Genomic DNA, 19,135 nt, shown 5'->3' with positions numbered 1-19,135 from the left:
CTGCGCTACCCGTCTCACGCACACGCCGTACCCATTTGATCGCCGAGCTCGCCGCTACGCCAAAGCGTGCCGCCGCCGCATGGCAGGACATGCTCTCCTCCATCACCGCCGCTACAACCCGCTCGCGCAGGTCCATCGAATAGGGCTTGGCCATGCTAGCTGGCCTCCGATCTCCAGCCAGCATCTTGAATCAGAAAATCAGACCAAAGGGAATCCCATTTGAATCAGTCAAATGTCATCCCGCTCTAGGTTTCGGGCCGATCGAATCGCAGCGTGCCGAGCTGCTCGAAGACGTATTTGCGATTCGCGACGCCCTGAGGCGGATCAGGCCTCCGGCAAGGTCGCCTGAATGGCCCCGATTCGCTCCGACTGAGTTTTGACCTGTGCATTGGCCTCCGTGCGCAACGCTTCGATCCCCGGATAGTCGGGCTGGCCTGCGGCCGCGCGTCCGATCGCGATGTCCTCGATATCGGTCAGTGCGGCGGAGGTTGTGGCGCGATAGCCGTCCAACTCAGCCAACGCCGACTGGGCGGTGATCCAGCCTTCGCTGCCCGCGGGCATGCCCCTGGCTGCCGCAGCGGCACGCTCGGCGCGCTCTGCGGCCGGGGCGAAGGCTGTGGCCGATTCGTTCAGCGTAGCCTTCAGCGTGACGAGTTTCGCATCCAGCGCCGGGTCGTCCTCCGCCGCCGGCGGTGGAGGTGATTCGGGTTCTGCGATGCTGGTTGCCTCGTTCGGCCGGGGCAGCAGCGAGGGATAGCGGGTGGTCGTCTGCTCGGCACAGCTGCAAAGGAGGGCCAGACAGGTAAAGGGAAGGGCGCGTTTCATGCCCTTTCGCTCTATGCGGCAAATAAGAGCGGCGCAACGCACGCAACGCTCTTGCGCCCCGCGAAAGACGCATCTATGTGCCCACTTCCCAAGCGCCCGTAGCTCAGCTGGATAGAGCATCAGACTACGAATCTGAGGGTCGGACGTTCGAATCGTTCCGGGCGCGCCAACATCCCCCGCCACAGTCAAATGACTTGGCGGGGGTTTGTTTTTCAGGGGTTATGCCGGGCTTAGCCGCTTGAACTCGAGCGTGAACACAGCCCCGCCTTCGACCTGATTGCCGGCTTTGACGCCTATCTGCATCGCATCGGCGAATCCTTTCACGATGGCGAGGCCAAGCCCGCTGCCGCCCTCACGGTCGCTGCCCGCCCCGCGCGTGAAGACCTGGAACAGATCCCTGTCAGGCGCCGGCAGACCCGGCCCGTCGTCGCGAATCGCGATGGTCACCGAATCGGCGGTGCGCCTGCCCTCGATGGTGATCGAGCCAGTCGTGCGCCCATGCTGCGCCGAATTGACCAGCAGGTTGATCAGGATGTGATGCAGCAGTGTCGCATCCGCCTGGACCAGCGGCAGGTTGGCTGGAACCTGGAAGTCGATATGCTTGCCACGCAGCAGGTCCTTCAGGTCGTGGATCGCGACGCTGACGGCGTCGGTCAGGTCGGTCGGCTCGATCGAGAGCTTGAGCGCGCCGGTATCTAGCCTGACCATGTCGAGGAGATTGTCGAGGAAGCGGCGCAGGCGTTGCATTTCGGCTCGGGCGACGGGGATCGCCGCCGAATCGGGATGTTCGGCCGATACGCTCTCGATCGCGGTCGTCACGGCGGTCAATGGCGTGCGCAGATCATGGCCGATCGAGGAGAGTAGGGCGGCGCGCAGCCGGTCGCGTTCTTTCAGCACTGACAATTCGCGCATCTCGTCGTCGAGGCGAAGCCGCTCATGTGCGAGCGATGCCTGGCCGACCAGGGTGGACAGGAGGACCGCCCGGTCGGAGGGCACCGGATCGCTACCGTCGTTCCGCGCGACGCCGAGCACCGCCAACACACCCATCGAGGTCTTGAGCGGGTGGAATTGCCAATCAGAGGCATTGAGCGTGACCGTGCCATATCCCGCTGTCTCGCCACGCTTGAAGGCCCAGTCGGCTGCGGCGACGTCGATCGGGGTCAGCTCGCTGGCCGGGGGGGCGGCCGCGACAATTTCCGGCTGGCCGTTGCGTACGGCCAGCAGCACGGCATTCACATCGAGCAGACGTGAGACTTCGATGCAGACGGTATCCGCGGTCGACTGAGCGTCCGATACGCGGGTCAGCGCCTGCGCAAAGGCGGCGAGCGCGGCGTTCTCATGGGCGCTGCGTACGCCGATCGCCGCGCGCGATCGCATGCCCCCGGTCAGCCGGCTGGTGAAGGCCGCTATGCCGATCAGCACCATCACGGTCAGAACGCTCTGCGGGTCGGTGATGGTGAAGGAGTAAAGCGGGGGCAGGAAGAAGAAGTTGAAGGCGAGCGCCGCGATCACGCCGGCCGCCAGCCCCGGCCTGAGCCCGTAACGGCTGGCGGATGCGACCACCGGCAGAAGATAGATCAGGTCAATGGCGCCGACGCCGATCCAGGGTTCGACCAGCTTGGCGAGCAGGGTCGTTGCGGCGACGAACCCGACGACCATCGCGTAGACCATCGGCCGGGCGTCCCACCGGAATACGGGGCCGCTTGTCCGTGTTGGAGTTGAGGCATCCGCCGGGATGACGTGGATCGCCAGCCCCTCGACGTTGCGTAGCAGTTTTTCGACGACCGAGCCGTGGCGCAGCTCGAACCACCAGCTTCGCCGTGACTTACCGATGACGAGCTGGGTGGCGCGCATGCCGTCCACCTGGGCGCGCAGGCCGTCGATCACGCTCTCCGCCGGCACCGTCGCGATGGTCGCGCCGAGGCTTGCGGCGAGGCGCAGAGTAGCGGCGATGCGGGCCTTTTCCTCGGTGCCGAAATTCTCCGCACGGGGCGTCTCGATATAGACGGCCGTCCAAGGCGCCCGCAGCGCGTCGGCCAGCCGCTTGGTGGTGCGTACGAGCGCCTCGGCCCCGGGGAGCTCGCTGACGGCCACCAGCACCCGCTCGCCGGCCGCGAAGGCACCGGGCAGGGCGCTTGCGTCGAGATGTTCGAGCATCTGCCGGTCGACGCTCATCGCCGCGCGACGCAGCGCCATCTCGCGGAGGGCCGAGAGGTTTGCCTTGGAGAAGAAGTGGCCGAGCGCCCGTGTCGCCTCGGCCGGGATATAGACCTTGCCGTCTTTCAGCCGCTCGATCAGTTCGTCGGGCGGGATGTCGACGACCTCGATCTCGGCATTTTCGAGAACGCTGTCCGGCACGGTCTCGCGCACCCGCACCCGGGTGAAGCTGGCGACGACGTCGTTGAGGCTTTCGACATGCTGGATATTGAGCGTCGAGAAGACGTCAATACCGGCATCGAGCAGTTCCTGGATGTCCTGCCAGCGCTTGGGATGGCGGCTGCCCTCGACATTGCTGTGGGCGAGCTCGTCGACCAGCACCAGCGCGGGGCGGCGCGCGAGGATCGCGTCGAGATCCATCTCGGTCAGGGGCTGGCCGCGATAGCCGATCGTGCGGCGGGGAATGACCTCGAACGGCTCCACCAGCGCCTCGGTCTCGGCACGGCCATGGGTTTCGACCACGCCGACGATCACATCGGTACCGGAGCGCAAACGAGCCGCGCCCTCGCTCAGCATCTCATAGGTCTTGCCGACGCCGGGGGCGGCGCCAAGGAATATCTTGAACTGCCCGCGCGCCTCACGCTCCGCGGCGCGGAGCAGGGCATCGGGGGAGGGGCGTTTGTCGGTCAAACCGGTCTCCGTCTGTGTCAGCCGACTATGAGGGCGGCCATCGCGAAACGCTACGCCTGCGCGGCAATCTATATGCGAACTTAACGCGGTTCGCGCGCATTCGCCGTCGCACCTTAACGCCCGGCACGCCTATCTGCGCTTCCGACCCGGCCACTCCGCGCCGGCCGATCGGAGGCACAGCCCCATGACCGATATCCTGTGGCTCGGCGCGCTCGCCGGGCTGTTCGCGTTGACGCTCGCCTATATCCGCCTGTGCGACGAGGCGTGAGGCCATGACGCTGCATCTCACCCTGGCGGCGATCACCGCTGCCGCTCTCCTCCTTTACCTCGTGGCCGTGCTCCTGCGGCCCGAGCGATTCTGATCGGTATCGCCATGAACCTTCAGGGCTGGGGGCTGATCGCCCTCTTCGTCATCATCCTCGTCGCGCTGGCCAAGCCAATGGGCATGTGGCTGTTCGCGCTGTACGAGGGCCGTCGCACGCCGCTTCATTACGTCTTGGGACCGGTGGAGAAGGGCTTCTACAAGCTCGGAGGCATCGACCCGAACGCCGAGCAGAGCTGGCGCCGCTACGCGGTGCACATGCTCGCGTTCAACCTCGCGCTCCTGCTGCTCACCTATTTTGTCCTGCGTTTCCAGGATCTGCTGCCGATGAACCCGCGCGGCTATGCGGGCATCGCGCCCGATGGTGCGTGGAACACCGCGATCAGCTTCACCACCAACACCAACTGGCAATGGTATTCGGGAGAGGTCGCTCTCTCGAACTTCAGTCAGATGTTCGGCCTGGTGATTCACAATTTCCTGAGCGCTGCGACCGGCATCGCGCTCGCCTTCGCCCTGTTCCGCGGCTTTGCGCGGCGCGAAGCGAAGTCGATCGGCAATTTCTGGGCCGACCTGACGCGCGTCACCCTCTATCTGCTGCTCCCGATCTCGATCGTCTATGCCGTCTATCTCATCTGGAGCGGCGTTCCCCAGACCTTCGCCCAATCGATCGACGCGACCACGCTTGAAGGCGTTAAGCAGACCATCGCGCTCGGCCCGGTCGCTTCGCAGGAAGCGATCAAGATGCTCGGCACCAATGGCGGCGGCTTCTTCAACGCCAACAGCGCGCATCCGTTCGAGAACCCGACGGCGATGACCAACCTCATCCAGATGCTCTCGATCTTCCTGATCGGTGTCGGACTCACCTGGACCTTCGGCAAGGCGGTCGGCAACACCCGCCAGGGCTGGGCGATCCTGGCCGCGATGCTGATCATCTTCGTCGCCGGTACCAGCGTCGCCTATTGGCAGGAAGCGGCGGGCAACCCCGTGCTGCACCAACTCCATGTCGCCGGCGGCAATATGGAGGGCAAGGAGGTCCGCTTCGGCATCGCCGCCTCGGCCCTGTTCGCCAGCGTTACCACGGCAGCATCCTGCGGCGCGGTCAACGCGATGCATGACAGCTTCACCGCGCTCGGCGGCATGATCCCGATGATCAACATGGAGCTTGGCGAAATCGTCGTCGGCGGCGTCGGTGCTGGCATCTACGGCTTCCTGCTCTTCGCCATCCTCGCCGTGTTCGTCGCCGGGCTGATGGTCGGTCGTACCCCCGAATATGTCGGCAAGAAAATCGAGGGCCGCGAGGTGAAGTTCGCCGTGCTGGCCATCGCTGTCCTGCCGTTGCTGATCCTGGGCGGCACGATGATCGCCTCGGTGCTGCCTGCCGGACTGGCCGGGCCGCTCAACAAGGGCCCACATGGCTTTTCGGAAATCCTCTACGCGTTCAGCTCGGCCGTCGCGAACAACGGGTCCGCCTTTGCCGGCCTGACGGCGGGTACGCCCTTCTACAACGCGCTGCTGGGTATCTGCATGTGGGGCGGGAGGTTCTTCATGATCGTGCCGATGCTGGCGATCGCCGGCAGCCTCGCGGCCAAGAAGTACACGCCGCCGTCCTCGGGCTCGTTCCCGACGACCGGACCGCTCTGGGTGGGGCTGCTCATCGGCGTCATCGTGATCATGGGCGGCCTGACGTTCCTGCCATCGCTCGCCTTGGGACCCATCGCGGACCATCTCGCGATGATCGGCGGTCACCTCTCATGAGCGCGCTTTTCCAACCGTCATGCCGGACTTGTTCCGGCATCCATTCCTCCTCCCGCGCCGCAGCGCCTGAGGCGCGATGGACCCCGGAACAAGTCCGGGGTGACGGCAGAGATTTCGGCATCCGCCTTTCCTTCATCATCGATCGGGACTGATCCATGTCCGCACCAACCTCCATCTTCAACGCGAGCCTGGTCGTTCCCGCGATCGGCGACTCGTTCCGGAAGCTCGATCCGCGCCAGCTGATCAAGAATCCGGTGATGTTCACCACCGCCGTCGTGGCGACCCTGCTCACCGTTCTGCTGATCATCGGTGGCGAGAATCTCAGCTTCGGCTTCCAGATCCAGCTCATCGTCTGGCTGTGGCTGACCGTGCTGTTCGGCACCTTCGCCGAGGCGCTGGCCGAGGGACGGGGCAGGGCGCAGGCCGCCTCGCTCCGCGCGACCAAGGCCGACCTGAAGGCCAAGCGCCTGCTCGGCGTCGGCGAGACCTATGAGATCGCCTTCGCCACCCAGCTCGAAAAGGGAGACCTCGTCCTGGTCGAGACGGGCGACCTTATCCCGGCCGACGGCGAAGTCGTCGAGGGCGTGGCCTCGGTCAACGAAGCGGCGATCACCGGCGAAAGTGCGCCGGTGATCCGCGAGGCGGGCGGGGACCGCTCGGCCGTCACTGCAGGTACGCGCGTCATCTCCGACCGGATCAAGGTCCGCATCACACAGGAGCCGGGGCGTGGCTTCCTCGATCGCATGATCGCGCTGGTCGAGGGCGCCGAGCGGCAGAAGACGCCGAACGAGATCGCGCTGACCATCCTTCTCGTCGGCCTGACAATCATCTTCCTGATTGCGGTCGCGACCATTCCGGGCTTCGCGATGTATGCTGGCGGCGACGTGCCGGTGGCGATTCTCGCGGCGCTGCTGATCACGCTGATCCCCACGACCATTGCCGCCCTGCTGTCGGCGATCGGTATCGCCGGCATGGACCGGCTGGTGCGGTTCAACGTCCTCGCCAAATCGGGTCGTGCGGTCGAGGCAGCCGGCGACATCGACGTGCTGCTGCTCGACAAGACCGGCACGATCACCATCGGCGACCGCCAGGCGAGCCAGTTCCATCCGGTTGGCGGGATCGATATCGACACGCTGGCGAGCGCAGCGTCGCTGGCGAGCCTTGCCGACGAGACGCCCGAGGGTCGTTCGATCGTCGTGCTGGCCCGCGAGCGTCACGCCATCCCGACCCGCGCCATGCCGGACGATGCCGAGATCATTCCCTTCACCGCCCAGACCCGCGTATCGGGCATCATCACCGGCGGCAGCACGATCCGCAAAGGCGCGGTAGATGCGATCCTGCGGGCCGATCCGGGTCTCGGCGACAGCCCGGTCGCGGTCGAGCTTCGCCGCGTGACCGAGGAGATCGCGCGCTCCGGCGCGACCCCGCTCGCCGTGTCGCGCGACGGCAGGCTGCTCGGCGCGATCGCGCTGAAGGACGTGGTCAAGGCAGGCATCCGCGAACGCTTCGGGGAACTGCGTCAGATGGGCATCCGCACGGTGATGATCACCGGCGACAACCCGCTGACCGCCGCCGCCATCGCCGCCGAGGCGGGCGTCGACGACTTCCTCGCCGAGGCGACGCCCGAGGACAAGCTCGCTCTGATCCGGAAGGAACAGCAAGGCGGACGGCTGGTCGCGATGTGCGGTGACGGCACCAACGACGCTCCGGCACTGGCCCAGGCCGATGTCGGCGTGGCGATGAACACCGGCACGCAAGCCGCGCGCGAAGCCGGCAACATGGTCGATCTCGACAGTGATCCGACCAAGCTGATCGAGGTCGTCGGCCTCGGCAAGCAGCTGCTGATGACTCGCGGTGCGCTGACCACCTTCTCGGTTGCGAACGATGTGGCGAAGTACTTCGCGATCATCCCGGCGATGTTCGTCGCGCTCTATCCGGGGCTTGGCGTGCTCAACGTGATGGGGCTGGCGACGCCGCAGTCGGCGATCCTGTCGGCGATCATCTTCAACGCGCTGATCATCCCGCTGCTCGTGCCGCTTGCGCTGAAGGGCGTGACCTATCGCCCGATGCCGGCCGGACCGCTGCTTGCCCGCAACCTTGCCGTCTACGGCCTTGGCGGACTGCTTGCCCCGTTTGTCGGGATCAAGCTGATCGATCTGGCCGTGACGGGGATGGGGCTGGCCTGACCTTCCAGACTGCTTCCCCGGCGAAGGCCGGGGCCCAGTTGGGAGAACCCCAATGATGACCCGCAGCACTCGTTTCCATCCGTCCCCCAACTGGGCCCCGGCCTTCGCCGGGGAACAATAAGGAGCTTATGATGCTCACCGACCTGAAATCCGCTCTCCGGCCCGCCTTCGCGCTAACCGTTGGTTATGCGCTCCTGCTCGGGCTCGCTTACCCGCTCGCGTTGACCGGCGTCGGCCAGGCGCTGTTTCCTTCCCAGGCCAATGGCAGCCTGATCACCGAGAATGGCAAGGTCATCGGCTCCGAGCTGATCGGCCAAGCCTTTACCGGCGAGCGCTACTTTCATGGCCGGCCTTCCGCCGCGGGCAAGGGCTATGACGCCAGTGCTTCGTCCGGCTCCAATCTGGGTCCGGCATCCCAGGCCCTCGCTGACCGCGTGAAGGCCGATGTCGCTGCCAACCCCCCTTCACCGGATTCTATGGTCCCCTCCGATCTGGTGACGTCCTCCGCCTCGGGGCTCGATCCCCATATCAGCCCCGAGGCGGCTTTTTATCAAGTGAGCCGCGTTGCCAAAGCGCGGGGCCTCACACCCGATGCGGTGCGCTCGCTGGTGACCGCGCAGACCGAGCATCCGCTGCTTGGTTTCCTCGGTGAGCCGCGTGTGAACGTGCTGGGGCTCAATCGGGCGCTCGACCACGCCGGCAAGCAGTCCTAACAAGGGGACATGCCGATCGCCGCGAAGGTCCTGATCGTCGAAGACGACGCGCACATCCGCCGGTTGCTGCGCGTCGCGGCCGAACGCGCCGGCTACAAGGCGGGCGAAGCAGCGACGGCCCGGGAAGGGCTGTCGCTGCTCGACATCGACAAGCCCGATGTCGTGCTGCTCGATCTTGGCCTGCCCGACCGTGACGGGCTAGAGCTCATCCAGCTCATCAAGGCGCGTGGCGCGACACTGATCGTCGTCTCGGCGCGTGACGATACCGCAGAGAAAGTCGCCGCCCTCGACCTGGGTGCCGACGATTATCTGACCAAGCCGTTCGATACCGAGGAACTGCTCGCCCGGATTCGTACGGCGCTCCGCCACCGGCTCGCCGACCAGACGGCGCAGCCGGTGGTGACGATCGGCGAAGTGACGATCGACCTCGACACCCGCCGCGTGCTGCGCGCCGGCGAGGAGGTTCATCTTTCACCCAAGGAATATGGCGTGCTGGCCGAACTCGCCCGGCGGCCCGATCGCATTGTCGGCCATACCCAATTGCTGCGTGACGTCTGGGGACCGGCGCACGAAAACCGGGTTGAATATCTCCGCATCGTCGTGCGCAACCTGCGGCAGAAGCTCGAGCCAGATCCGGCGCGGCCGACCATCATCCGCAACGAGATCGGCGTGGGGTATCGGCTGACCGGAGCGGTATAATCGCGGTCTCATTACCGCTTTTGCGCAAATCGATGACATTGCGCGCCCAAAGGCTGCCGATGATGTAGCGCGCATGGCCGAATACCACTAGTTCGGCGGTAATGGCGCCGAATCATATAGGATGTCGCCAAGCTCTCGGACGAGGATTCTGCTGGTGCGTCGTTTCTTTGCTCTTCCCCTCGTCGCCCTGCTGCTCCCCACCCATGTCTTCGCGCAGGACGCTGCGCCGGACGCGGCCAACCCTGCGGATATCGTGGTGCTGGGTTCGGACCTGCCGCTGCCGCCTGGTACGCCCGCTTACGGATCGGTGGTCATCGACCGCGACCGCCTGACCGGCGACGCATCGGGCCGGGTCGAGAACGTGCTGGCCGATGTCGCCGGCCTGCAGCAATTTCGGCGGTCGGACAGCCGGTCGGCCAATCCGTCAGCGCAAGGGGTAACGTTGCGGGCGCTTGGCGGTAATGCGTCGAGCCGAGCGCTGGTGCTGCTCGACGGGGTGCCGCTGGCCGATCCGTTCTTCGGTTACATCCCGTTCAATGCATTGGTAGGCGATCGCTTATCGGGCGTGCGGATCACGCGAGGTGGCGGCGCGGGGGCGTTTGGTGCGGGCGCGGTCGCCGGGACGATCGAACTGGCCAGCGCTACGCGGGCGGATTTGCCGCTTTATTCGGGCAGCGCCTTTTACGGCAGTTATGATTCGCAGAATGTGAGCGGATCGTTCAGCCCCGATCTGGGCGATGGCTTCGTCTCGCTATCGGGGAAATGGGAACGCAGCGATGGCTATCGTACGGCGCCCGTATCGCAGCGCACCCCGGCGGATTCACGGGCTCGGTTCCAGGATTGGTCCGGCGGTGCCCGTGCGGTCGTGCCGATCGACGCCGAGACCGAGATTCAGGCGCGGGGCCTCATCTTCCGCGACAATCGCACATTGCGTTTCCAGGGAGCGGACAGCAGCTCCGAAGGGCAGGATGCCAGCATTCGCCTGATCCATCGCGGCGACTGGAAGATCGACGCGCTGGCCTATATCCAGGCGCGCAACTTCACCAACAAGGTGATCAGCGCGACCAGCTTCAAGCTCACGCTCGACCAGCGCAACACGCCCTCCACGGGGCTCGGCGGCAAGATCGAGGTTCGGCCCCCGGTCGGTGCCGACCATGTGCTACGGATCGGCGTCGATGCCCGTCTTGCAGACGGTGAGCTGTACGAGGACGCCTATGCCGCGAGTGGGGCGGTAACGGCCCGCCGCAACGCGGGCGGCAACAGCAGCACGATCGGTGCGTTCGTCGAGGACGACTGGACGATCGGCAAGCTCGTGCTGACCGGCGGTGTGCGCGGCGACCGCTGGACGATCACCAACGGCTTCTACCGCGATCTTGCCCCCAGCGGCCTGTATAACCGCAACAATGTCTTTCCCGATCGCGACGGATTCGAGGGCACTGGCCGGGTCGGGGCATTGTTCCACGCGACCAACGCCATCGCGCTTCGTGCTGCGGGCTATACCGGTTTCCGCTTGCCGACGCTGAACGAGTTGTACCGGCCCTTCACGGTTTTTCCGATCAACACGCTGGCGAACGAGAATCTGAAGCCTGAAAAGCTGAAGGGCTTCGAAGGTGGCGTCGACCTGACACCTGCGCCCGGCGTGTCCCTAGGTATCACCGGCTTTTACAATCGGCTCGATGACGCAATCGCCAATGTAACCACCGCCCTCAACACGCGTCAGCGCCAGAACGTCAACGCGATCGTCGCCAAGGGGATCGAGGTGACCGCGGGGGTAAAGCATGGCGCAGTTTCGCTCGACGGTTCCTATGCGTTCAGTGACAGCCATGTCCGCGCGCCCGGCACGACTCTGGATGGGCTTGTCCCGGCGCAGAGCCCGCGCCACGCGGCGAGCGCGACGCTCGCCTGGGAACCCAGAACGGGGCCATCCTTCTCCGCGACCCTGCGTTATGTGGGCCTGCAATATGAGGATGATCTGCAGACGGGAGTCCTGCCCGCGGCAACGACCGTCGACACGGTTGCGCGCCTGCCGATCGGCAAGCATTTCACCCTCATCGCACGGGCCGAGAACCTGTTCGACGAAACGATCGTCACGCGGAACGCCGGTGGATCGATGGACCTCGGAACGCCGCGCACCCTGTGGATCGGCTTCAAGGTGAACGGTTAGGCGGCGGCGACCGCCGCCAATACCGCTTCGGCATATTCCGGCCGGCAGATCAGCAGGTCGGGGAGCAGAGTGTCGGCGCAATTGTAGACGAGCGGGCTGCCATCAATGCGTGAGGTATGAAGCCCCGCCGCCCGGGCCACCGCGACCGGCGCGCAATTGTCCCATTCATATTGCCCGCCGGCATGAAGGTAGATTTCCGCCCGGCCCTCGACCACGGCCATCGCCTTGGCCCCGGCCGATCCCATCGGCACCAGCTCGGCACCAAGGACTTCGGCGACGCTGCGGACGATCTCGTGCATGCGCGTCCGGCTGACCACCATGCGGGGGCGTTCCGGAAGCGGCGGAAAGTTGGGCGGCGCGTCGTCGGTCACGAAGACCTGATGCGTGGCGGGGAGGGCCACCGCGCCCGTCTTCGGAACACCGTCGATCGCGAGCCCGATATGAACCGCCCAGTCTTCACGCCGCTCGCCGAATTCGCGCGTGCCATCGAGCGGGTCGACGATCCAGACCCGGCTTGCCGAGCAGCGGCTGCGGTCGTCAGCCGCCTCTTCCGACAGGATGAAATCGTCGGGCCGGGCCGCCCGAAGGCGATCGAGGATCAGCGTGTTGGTCTCGGCATCGCCGCGGCGCTTCAGATCTTCGTCGGGGCAATTGCCGGATGCGCAGAGGTCACGCAGCAAAGCAGCTGCCTCGAGCGCCACGGAACGGGCAACCTCGGCATCGGTTTCGGGCGAAAGGGTCAAAGGTCGGGACTCCATACACCCAGAATATGCTCGACGATCCGCTCGGCAGCCGCTTCCGGCGTTTCCCGCGTGGTATCGACCCGGACCTCGGGGCGCTCCGGTACTTCATAGGGGCTGGAGATGCCGGTGAAGTTGGCGATCTCTCCGTTACGCGCCTTGGCGTAGAGGCCCTTCACGTCCCGCTTCTCCGCCTCGGCGAGCGGTGTGTCGACGAAGATCTCGACGAACTCGCCGGCCGGCAGCATCGACCGCACCAACTCGCGCTCGGCACGGAACGGGGAGATGAACGCCGTCAGCACGATCAGTCCGGCATCGGCCATCAGCTTGGCGACCTCGCCGATGCGGCGGACATTCTCGACCCGGTCGGCATCGGTGAAGCCGAGATCCTTGTTCAGTCCGTGGCGGATATTGTCACCATCGAGCAGGAAGCTGTGGCGGCCCTGCGCATGCAGCTTCTTCTCGACCAGGTTGGCGATGGTCGACTTGCCCGAGCCCGACAGGCCGGTGAACCACAGCACCTTCGGGTTCTGGCCCTTTTGCGCCGCATGCGCCTCACGCGTCACGTCGATCGCCTGCCAATGGACGTTCTGTGCCCGGCGGAGCGAATAGGTGAGCATGCCTGCCGCGACCGTGGCGTTGGTCGCCCGGTCGATAAGGATGAAGCCGCCGAGATCGGCGCCCTCTTCGAATGCCTCGAAGACGATCGGCCGGTCGGTGTAAAGCTGGGCGACACCGATATCGTTCAGTCCGAGGGTCTTCACCGACAGCTCGGCCAAGGTGTTGACGTCGACTGCATATTCGGGCGGCTGGACCGTCGCGCCGACCGTCTGCGTGCCGATCTTCATCCAATAGGTGCGGCCGGGCAGTAACTGCTCCTCGGCCATCCAGACGATCGTTGCCTTGAACTGGTCGGCCACCTCGGGTGGAGACGACGCGGTGGCGATCACGTCGCCGCGAGAACAATCAACCTCGTCGGCAAGGGTCAGCGTGACGGATTGTCCCGCTACCGCCTGGTCGAGATCGCCGTCCATGGTGACGATCCGCGCGACCTTGCTGGTCTTGCCCGAGGGCAGGATACGAACGGGATCGCCGGGACGGATGGTGCCCGAGGCGATCATGCCGGCAAAGCCGCGGAAGTCGAGATCCGGACGATTGACCCACTGCACTGGCAGGCGGAACGGGCGGTCCTGCGCCGCGTCGGCCCCGAGCGGCACCGTTTCGAGATGCTCGATCAGCGACGGGCCCGAATACCAGTCCATCGCGTCCGATCGCGAGGCGATATTGTCGCCCGCGAGGCCGGAAATCGGGATGGCCGTAAAGCTTTCGATCCCGATCGAGTCGGCGAAGGTCCGGTAATCGTCGACGATCGCGTCGAAGGCCGCCTGATCATAGCCGACCAGGTCCATCTTGTTCACCGCGAGCACGATGTGCCGGATGCCGAGCAGGTTGACGAGATAGGAATGGCGCCGCGTCTGGGTCAGCACGCCCTTGCGCGCGTCGATCAGGATCGCGGCAAGGTCGGCGGTCGAGGCGCCGGTGACCATGTTGCGGGTATATTGCTCATGCCCGGGCGTGTCGGCGACGATGAACTTGCGCTTCTCGGTGGCGAAAAAGCGATAGGCGACGTCGATCGTGATGCCCTGTTCGCGCTCGGCGGCAAGGCCGTCGACCAGCAGGGCGAAGTCGATGTTCTGGCCCTGGGTGCCGACGCGCTTGCTGTCTGCTTCGAGCGCGGCGAGCTGATCCTCGAAGATCATCTTCGAATCGTAGAGCAGCCGGCCGATCAGGGTGGACTTGCCGTCGTCCACCGAGCCGCAGGTGATGAAGCGGAGCAGCGATTTGTTCTGGTGGAGGGTCAGATAGGCGTCGATGTCCGAGGCGATGAGGGAGTCGGCCTCATAACTACTTGCCTCCCCTCCCGCTTGCGGGAGGGGATTGAGGGGTGGGCTCGCGCTGTCCGCAAGCGTTGTGGGTGCGGTGAGCGGGAGCCCACCCCCGGCCCCTCCCGCAAGCGGGAGGGGGGAAGAAGCAGAAGGTGCAGCGTTCGCCATCAAAAATACCCCTCCGCTTTCTTCTTTTCCATGCTCGCGGTCTGATCGTGGTCGATCGCGCGGCCCTGGCGTTCGCTGGTAGTGGTCAGCAGCATTTCCTGAATCACTTCGGACAGGGTCGCCGCCTCGCTCTCCACCGCGCCGGTCAGCGGGTAGCAGCCGAGCGTGCGGAACCGGATCGAGCGTTCGACCGGAATCTCGCCCGGGTTCAGCCGGAAACGATCGTCATCGACCATCAGCAACAGGCCGTCGCGCTCCACCGTGGGGCGCGGGGCGGCGAGATAGAGCGGCACGATCTCGATGCCCTCCGCAAGGATATATTGCCAGATGTCGAGCTCGGTCCAGTTGGAGATGGGAAAGACCCGCATGCTCTCGCCGCGGCTCTTGCGGGCGTTGTAGAGCTTCCACAATTCCGGGCGCTGGTTCTTCGGGTCCCAGCGCTGGCGGGCCGAGCGGAAGCTGAAGATGCGTTCCTTCGCCCGAGACTTCTCCTCGTCGCGCCGGGCACCGCCGAAGGCCGCGTCGAAGCCGTATTTCTCCAGCGCCTGCTTAAGCCCCTCGGTCTTCCACATGTCGGTGTGGAGGCTGCCATGGTCGAACGGGTTGATCCCGCGTTCTTCCGCCTCGGGGTTGCGATGGACCAGCAGCTCCATGCCCGCCTTGGCGGCAGCACGGTCGCGCAGGTCGTACATGGCGCGAAACTTCCAGGTCGTATCGACATGGAGCAGCGGGAAGGGCGGTGGCGCCGGGAAGAACGCCTTGCGCGCCAGGTGAAGCATCACCGCGGAATCCTTGCCCACGGAATAGAGCATGACCGGGCGTTCAGCCTCGGCCACCACTTCGCGCATGATGTGGATGCTCTCGGCTTCGAGACGCTGGAGATGGGTCAGAGCGACATTCATTCTCGCCCAGATAGTGACGTAAGCGCCGAGCGCGATCAACTTATCCTGTTGGCCGCAAAAGCTCGTTCATTCCGAGCGGGAACGCTCGACCGAATCCAGGATGCGTCCGCCCGCCATGAACACCGCGATCGGGCAGACCGCGAACAGCAGCCAGCCGCCATAGCCCGGATATTGCTGCAGATAGTGGACGCCGCGCTCAACCGCGCCAAGGCCGAGACCGTAGATGACGGCAAACGCCTCGAACTTGGTCTTGATGACGAACAGGCGTGTGAATTTCGTCCACATGTCACTCGTTAAGCAATGACCGGGCCAATGGCGGATTTGCGCGGTTCTGGTCGTAACGAGCGTGGTTAATTGTTAATTAACCCGACACTCGCGGGTCGATCAGCTCGGTTAGCCCGAGGGCGTCGAGCAGGGCGGTGCGGGCGCGTTCGACGGTGCCGATGAGCGCCGGATCCGCGATCGCGCCGTGCGGGATCTGTTCCGGCCAGTATTGCTCGACGACAGTCGCGATGAGGTCGAGCCGGGCGTCATCCACCAGGAAACGCGGGTCGATCGTCGCCGGATCGGCGACCACGCGCAGGCGGAGACAGGCCGGGCCGCCGCCATTGGCCATCGACTGGCGGACATCGACGACCTCCAGCCGGCGGATCGGGCCGTTGCCGGCGACCATCTCCTGAAGCCAGGTCCAGACGGCGGCATTCTCGCGCGCTTCCTCGGGCAGGATCAGCGCCATGGTCGAGTCCGGCAGGGTGACGAGCTGGGCGTTGAACAGATAGGAGGAGACCGCATCGGCCAGGCTGACGCGAGAAGCGGGCACCTCGACGATCTCGACCTCGGGCAGCATGTCGCGCAGGTCGGCGTAGAAGCGTTCCCTGTCGGCAAAGGCCAGTTCATGCGCGAACAGCACGCGTTCGTTGGCGACGGCGACCACGTCGTTGTGGAAGGCGCCGGCTGCGATCGCTTCCACGGACTGTTCGACGAACAGCGTGTAGCCCGCATCGAGCCGATGCCGCCGTGCGACCGCCATGCTTGCCTCGCGATGCTGGCGCGCGGGGAAGGGGCCGCCCGAGACGCCATAGACGAAGACTTCGACGCCCGGCTGGCCATGGGCTGCGCAGAGCCGCATGTGATTGGCCGCGCCCTCGTCGCCGAACGGCGCCGGCACCGGGCCGTGGACCGCGAAGAGAGGGTCGGCAAAGGCGAGCTTGAGCTGAGCGAGCGTACCGGGCCATTCATGGCTGCGGTGCGGCATCGTCACGAGATTGGCGACCGAGAGATGGCAGCGTCCATCGGCGGTGTCGGGCGCGGGCGAAACGGTCGCCGCATTGGCGGCCCACATGGCCGAGGCGGACAGGGCCTGGGCCTGGAGATGTGGTGCTGCCTCGGCATAGCTGGTGGCTAGGCCGTCGAGCCAGGCATGGTCCGGGCGAGCGAGGGGGAGAAACACACCCTGGGTGAGGCCGAACGCCAGATTCGCGCGCATCTTGGCGATGCCCTCCAGCGCGGCGCGGCGCGGGGCCGCGACCTTGCCGGCATTGCGTGTCGCGGCGAGATTGCCGGGGCTGAGCCCGGCATAATTGTGGCTTGGGCCGATCAGGCCGTCGAAGTTGATTTCGGTCAGCATTCAGGCGCGTCCGACATGGCTGATCTCGGCATCCTCGTTCACGGCGAGCGCAGCGGCACAAGTTCGGTCGATCGCCACGCCGTCGCCGCTGGGGCGCAGGCGGCCATAGGCGCAGCGGAAATCGACGAGCCGGCCGGTGGCGATCAGCGCGGGGTCGCCGCCGTCATCGTCGATCGCGGCAACCCTGGTCGAGTGTGCCTCACGGATAGTGCGGACTTGGTCGGTCTTTGCGGTCATGGTCGGGCCACCGTCGAAGATGTCGACATAATTCTCGAAGGCGAAGCCCTCATTCTCCAGCATGCGCATCGCGGCCCGGCCGGACGGGTGGGGCAGGCCGATCGTGGCGCGGGCGTGTTCGGAGAGCATCGCGACGTAGATCGGGTGCTTGGGGAAAAGATCGGCGATGAACTGGTGGCCGCGGACGGCATTGAACTGGTCGGCATCCTGGAAATTCATGCCGAAAAAGCGGCCGGCCAGGCCGTCCCAGAAGGGCGAGCCGCCGGCCTCGTCGATGATCCCGCGCAGCTCGGCGAGGATTCGGTCGGCGAAGCGGGCGCGATGGCGGGCGATAAACAGATAGCGGCTGCGGGCGAGCAGCATGCCCAGGCCGCCGGCACGCTCGCCGGGGTGAAGGAACAGGCCGCCGACCTCGCTGCACCCTTCCAGATCGGTGGTGAGCGAGAGCTGGTCGGCGCGGAAGGTGCGGCCGAGTTCGGCGCTGTGCTGGGTCAGGGTGCCGATGCGGTAGCTGTAGAAGGGATAGCGCTGCCCGACTTGCGTGAAGATCTGGCACGTCCCGCGCACCTCGCCGGTGTCGACATTCTCCAGCACCAGTACGAACAGGTCGTCGGCCAGCGTGTCGTCCGTGCGGGCAAAGGCGTCGTGGCTGCGGGCGAGCTTGGTCTTTAGCGCCGTGCGATCGGCGGGAAGGTTGGTGAACCCGCCGCCGGTCAGCTTCGCCATCTCGTAGAGCGGCTGAAGGTCCTCGTCGCGTGCGGAACGGATACGGAAGTTCATAGCGATCCCTTTTCGGCAATACGCAGCACGGTCAGTGCCGAGAGGGCCGCGCGCTCGGCCAGGCTGTCGACGATGAGGAACTCGTCGGGAGAATGGATCAGGCCGCCGCGCGGGCCCATCGTGTCGACCACCGGCACGCCGCAGGCGGCGATATTGTTGCCGTCGCACACACCGCCGGTCGCCCGCCAGGAAATGGCGAGGCCGAGATCGGCGCCGGCGGTCTTGACCAGCTCGAACAGCCTCGCCGCGCCCGGATCGACCGGCTTGGGCGGGCGGTTGAAGCCGCCATGCACATGGATCCTCACGTCATGCTCTGCCGCCACGGCGGCGACCACCGAATCGATCGCAGCCTGGGCACGGGCGATTTCCTCCTGGGAGGCGGGGCGGAAATTGATTCGGAGGATGGCGAGGTCGGGCACGACGTTGTTCGGCCCGCCGCCCTCGATGCGCGCTGGGTTCACCGCCAGGCCGGGGGCGCGGACCTTGCTGAGCCGGAGCGCGATATCGGCCGCGGCGACGATGGCGTTGCGGCCATCGTCCGGGTTGCGGCCGGCATGGGCGCTCTTGCCGTGGACGACGATCGAGAAATTGCCGGTCCCACCACGGGCACCGGCCAGGGTGCCGTCGGGAAGCGCGGGTTCGTAGGTGAGGGCGGCCGCCTTGCCGCGCGCCGCCTGGGCGAGCAGCGCTGCCGAGGAGGCCGAGCCGGTTTCCTCGTCCGAATTGATCACGACCTCATAGCCGATGCGGGCGGCGAGCGGCGACGCCTCGACTGCCTGAAGCGCGGCGAGCATGGTCGCGATGCCGCCCTTCATGTCGGCGACCCCGGGGCCGTTGAGCGTGTTGTCTTCGAGGAAGCTCAGCGCCTGGAAGGGATGATCGACCGGATAGACCGTATCCATATGGCCGGTGAACAACATCTGCACCGGCGCTTCCGGGCGTACGGTCAGGTGGAAATGCCTGCCATGGGCGAGTTCGGAAACGGTGCCGTCGACGCCGACGCTGGTCACTGGAGTCGGATCGACGAACCCGATCTGGCCGGGCAGCACGGCGAAGGCATCACCCAGCTTGGCGGCCATGGCGGCGATGCCGACCATGTTGCGGGTGCCGCTGTTGATCGAGGCCCAATCCTGCACCTGGGCGAGCATATGGCCATTGTCGAGGGTGGCGATGGCGTCTCGTTCGACGGTGGAAAGAACGGTCATGAGGCCGTGTTAGCCGGATTCGAGGTGCGCGGAAACTGCGCGTCCCACCCTGGGGGGGATTGCGCGCATAACAGGAGCT

The 19,135-nt window shown here is 65.8% G+C and carries 15 protein-coding genes, 1 tRNA gene and 1 pseudogene; 7 read left to right on the top strand and 10 right to left on the bottom strand.

From position 1 onward, the window contains the following. Both AC1DT7_RS20575 and AC1DT7_RS20570 read right to left on the bottom strand, forming a co-directional pair. Nucleotides 1–154, bottom strand: a pseudogene (locus AC1DT7_RS20575) (IS630 family transposase); the annotation flags it as partial. 170 nt (nucleotides 155–324) lie between these two features. Beyond that, entirely contained in the window at nucleotides 325–825 is a 501-nt protein-coding gene (locus tag AC1DT7_RS20570) for a hypothetical protein (RefSeq protein WP_478038048.1), read from the bottom strand. A 92-nt stretch (nucleotides 826–917) separates the two neighbouring features. Here AC1DT7_RS20570 and AC1DT7_RS20565 point away from each other — a divergent pair. Then, a tRNA-Arg gene (locus AC1DT7_RS20565) sits at nucleotides 918–994 on the top strand. Between the two features lie 50 nt (nucleotides 995–1,044). Here the strand turns inward: AC1DT7_RS20565 and AC1DT7_RS20560 are convergent. Then, nucleotides 1,045–3,672 (bottom strand): DUF4118 domain-containing protein, encoded by a 2,628-nt coding sequence (locus AC1DT7_RS20560; RefSeq protein WP_478038047.1) that lies wholly within the window; start codon nucleotides 3,670–3,672, stop codon nucleotides 1,045–1,047. Between the two features lie 272 nt (nucleotides 3,673–3,944). Between AC1DT7_RS20560 and kdpF the strand changes: the two genes are divergently transcribed. The 6 genes from kdpF (at nucleotide 3,945) to AC1DT7_RS20530 (ending at nucleotide 11,511) form a co-directional block, all read left to right on the top strand. After that, nucleotides 3,945–4,034: a K(+)-transporting ATPase subunit F gene (gene kdpF, locus AC1DT7_RS20555; RefSeq protein WP_272626678.1), complete on the top strand. Its 90-nt coding sequence runs from the start codon at nucleotides 3,945–3,947 to the stop codon at nucleotides 4,032–4,034. 11 nt (nucleotides 4,035–4,045) lie between these two features. Further along, a complete protein-coding gene (gene kdpA / locus AC1DT7_RS20550) occupies nucleotides 4,046–5,749 on the top strand; it encodes a potassium-transporting ATPase subunit KdpA (RefSeq protein WP_478038046.1) in 1,704 nt (567 codons plus the stop codon). 155 nt (nucleotides 5,750–5,904) lie between these two features. Continuing rightward, the gene (gene kdpB / locus AC1DT7_RS20545) at nucleotides 5,905–7,935 is read left to right on the top strand and encodes a potassium-transporting ATPase subunit KdpB (protein WP_478038045.1); all 2,031 of its coding nucleotides are present in this window, start codon (nucleotides 5,905–5,907) and stop codon (nucleotides 7,933–7,935) included. Nucleotides 7,936–8,066: 131 nt separating this feature from the next. After that, complete coding sequence (gene kdpC, locus AC1DT7_RS20540; RefSeq protein ID WP_478038044.1) at nucleotides 8,067–8,648, top strand: potassium-transporting ATPase subunit KdpC; 582 nt, start codon at nucleotides 8,067–8,069, stop codon at nucleotides 8,646–8,648. A gap of 9 nt (nucleotides 8,649–8,657) precedes the next feature. Next, nucleotides 8,658–9,347: a response regulator gene (locus tag AC1DT7_RS20535; protein WP_478038043.1), complete on the top strand. Its 690-nt coding sequence runs from the start codon at nucleotides 8,658–8,660 to the stop codon at nucleotides 9,345–9,347. A gap of 121 nt (nucleotides 9,348–9,468) precedes the next feature. Then, nucleotides 9,469–11,511, top strand: coding sequence for a TonB-dependent receptor plug domain-containing protein (locus AC1DT7_RS20530; protein ID WP_478038042.1), 2,043 nt, complete (start codon nucleotides 9,469–9,471; stop codon nucleotides 11,509–11,511). Here the strand turns inward: AC1DT7_RS20530 and AC1DT7_RS20525 are convergent. From AC1DT7_RS20525 to AC1DT7_RS20495, 7 genes are all read right to left on the bottom strand, one after another. Beyond that, nucleotides 11,508–12,254, bottom strand: coding sequence for a 3'(2'),5'-bisphosphate nucleotidase CysQ (locus tag AC1DT7_RS20525; protein WP_478038041.1), 747 nt, complete (start codon nucleotides 12,252–12,254; stop codon nucleotides 11,508–11,510). The genes AC1DT7_RS20530 and AC1DT7_RS20525 overlap by 4 nt on opposite strands. Continuing rightward, complete coding sequence (gene cysN / locus AC1DT7_RS20520) at nucleotides 12,251–14,305, bottom strand: sulfate adenylyltransferase subunit CysN (RefSeq protein WP_478038040.1); 2,055 nt, start codon at nucleotides 14,303–14,305, stop codon at nucleotides 12,251–12,253. The genes AC1DT7_RS20525 and cysN overlap by 4 nt, the downstream gene beginning before the upstream one ends. Beyond that, complete coding sequence (gene cysD, locus AC1DT7_RS20515) at nucleotides 14,305–15,207, bottom strand: sulfate adenylyltransferase subunit CysD (RefSeq protein ID WP_478038039.1); 903 nt, start codon at nucleotides 15,205–15,207, stop codon at nucleotides 14,305–14,307. Before cysD ends, cysN begins: the two co-directional genes overlap by 1 nt. Nucleotides 15,208–15,273: 66 nt before the next feature. Further along, nucleotides 15,274–15,492 carry a hypothetical protein gene (locus tag AC1DT7_RS20510; protein WP_478038038.1) on the bottom strand — a complete coding sequence of 73 codons (219 nt, stop codon included), beginning with the start codon at nucleotides 15,490–15,492 and terminating at the stop codon, nucleotides 15,274–15,276. A 76-nt stretch (nucleotides 15,493–15,568) separates the two neighbouring features. Beyond that, complete coding sequence (locus AC1DT7_RS20505) at nucleotides 15,569–16,834, bottom strand: N-succinylarginine dihydrolase (RefSeq protein WP_478038037.1); 1,266 nt, start codon at nucleotides 16,832–16,834, stop codon at nucleotides 15,569–15,571. Further along, nucleotides 16,835–17,851, bottom strand: a complete 1,017-nt coding sequence (locus tag AC1DT7_RS20500; RefSeq protein ID WP_478038036.1) for an arginine N-succinyltransferase — start codon at nucleotides 17,849–17,851, stop codon at nucleotides 16,835–16,837. After that, on the bottom strand, nucleotides 17,848–19,056 hold the full coding sequence (locus AC1DT7_RS20495; protein ID WP_478038035.1) for a hydrolase: 1,209 nt from the start codon (nucleotides 19,054–19,056) through the stop codon (nucleotides 17,848–17,850). The genes AC1DT7_RS20500 and AC1DT7_RS20495 overlap by 4 nt, the downstream gene beginning before the upstream one ends. Between the last annotated feature and the right edge of the window lie 79 nt (nucleotides 19,057–19,135).

The organism is Sphingomonas sp. P3_C6, assembly GCF_056402595.1.
This window is presented reverse-complemented; position numbering and strand designations above follow the sequence as displayed.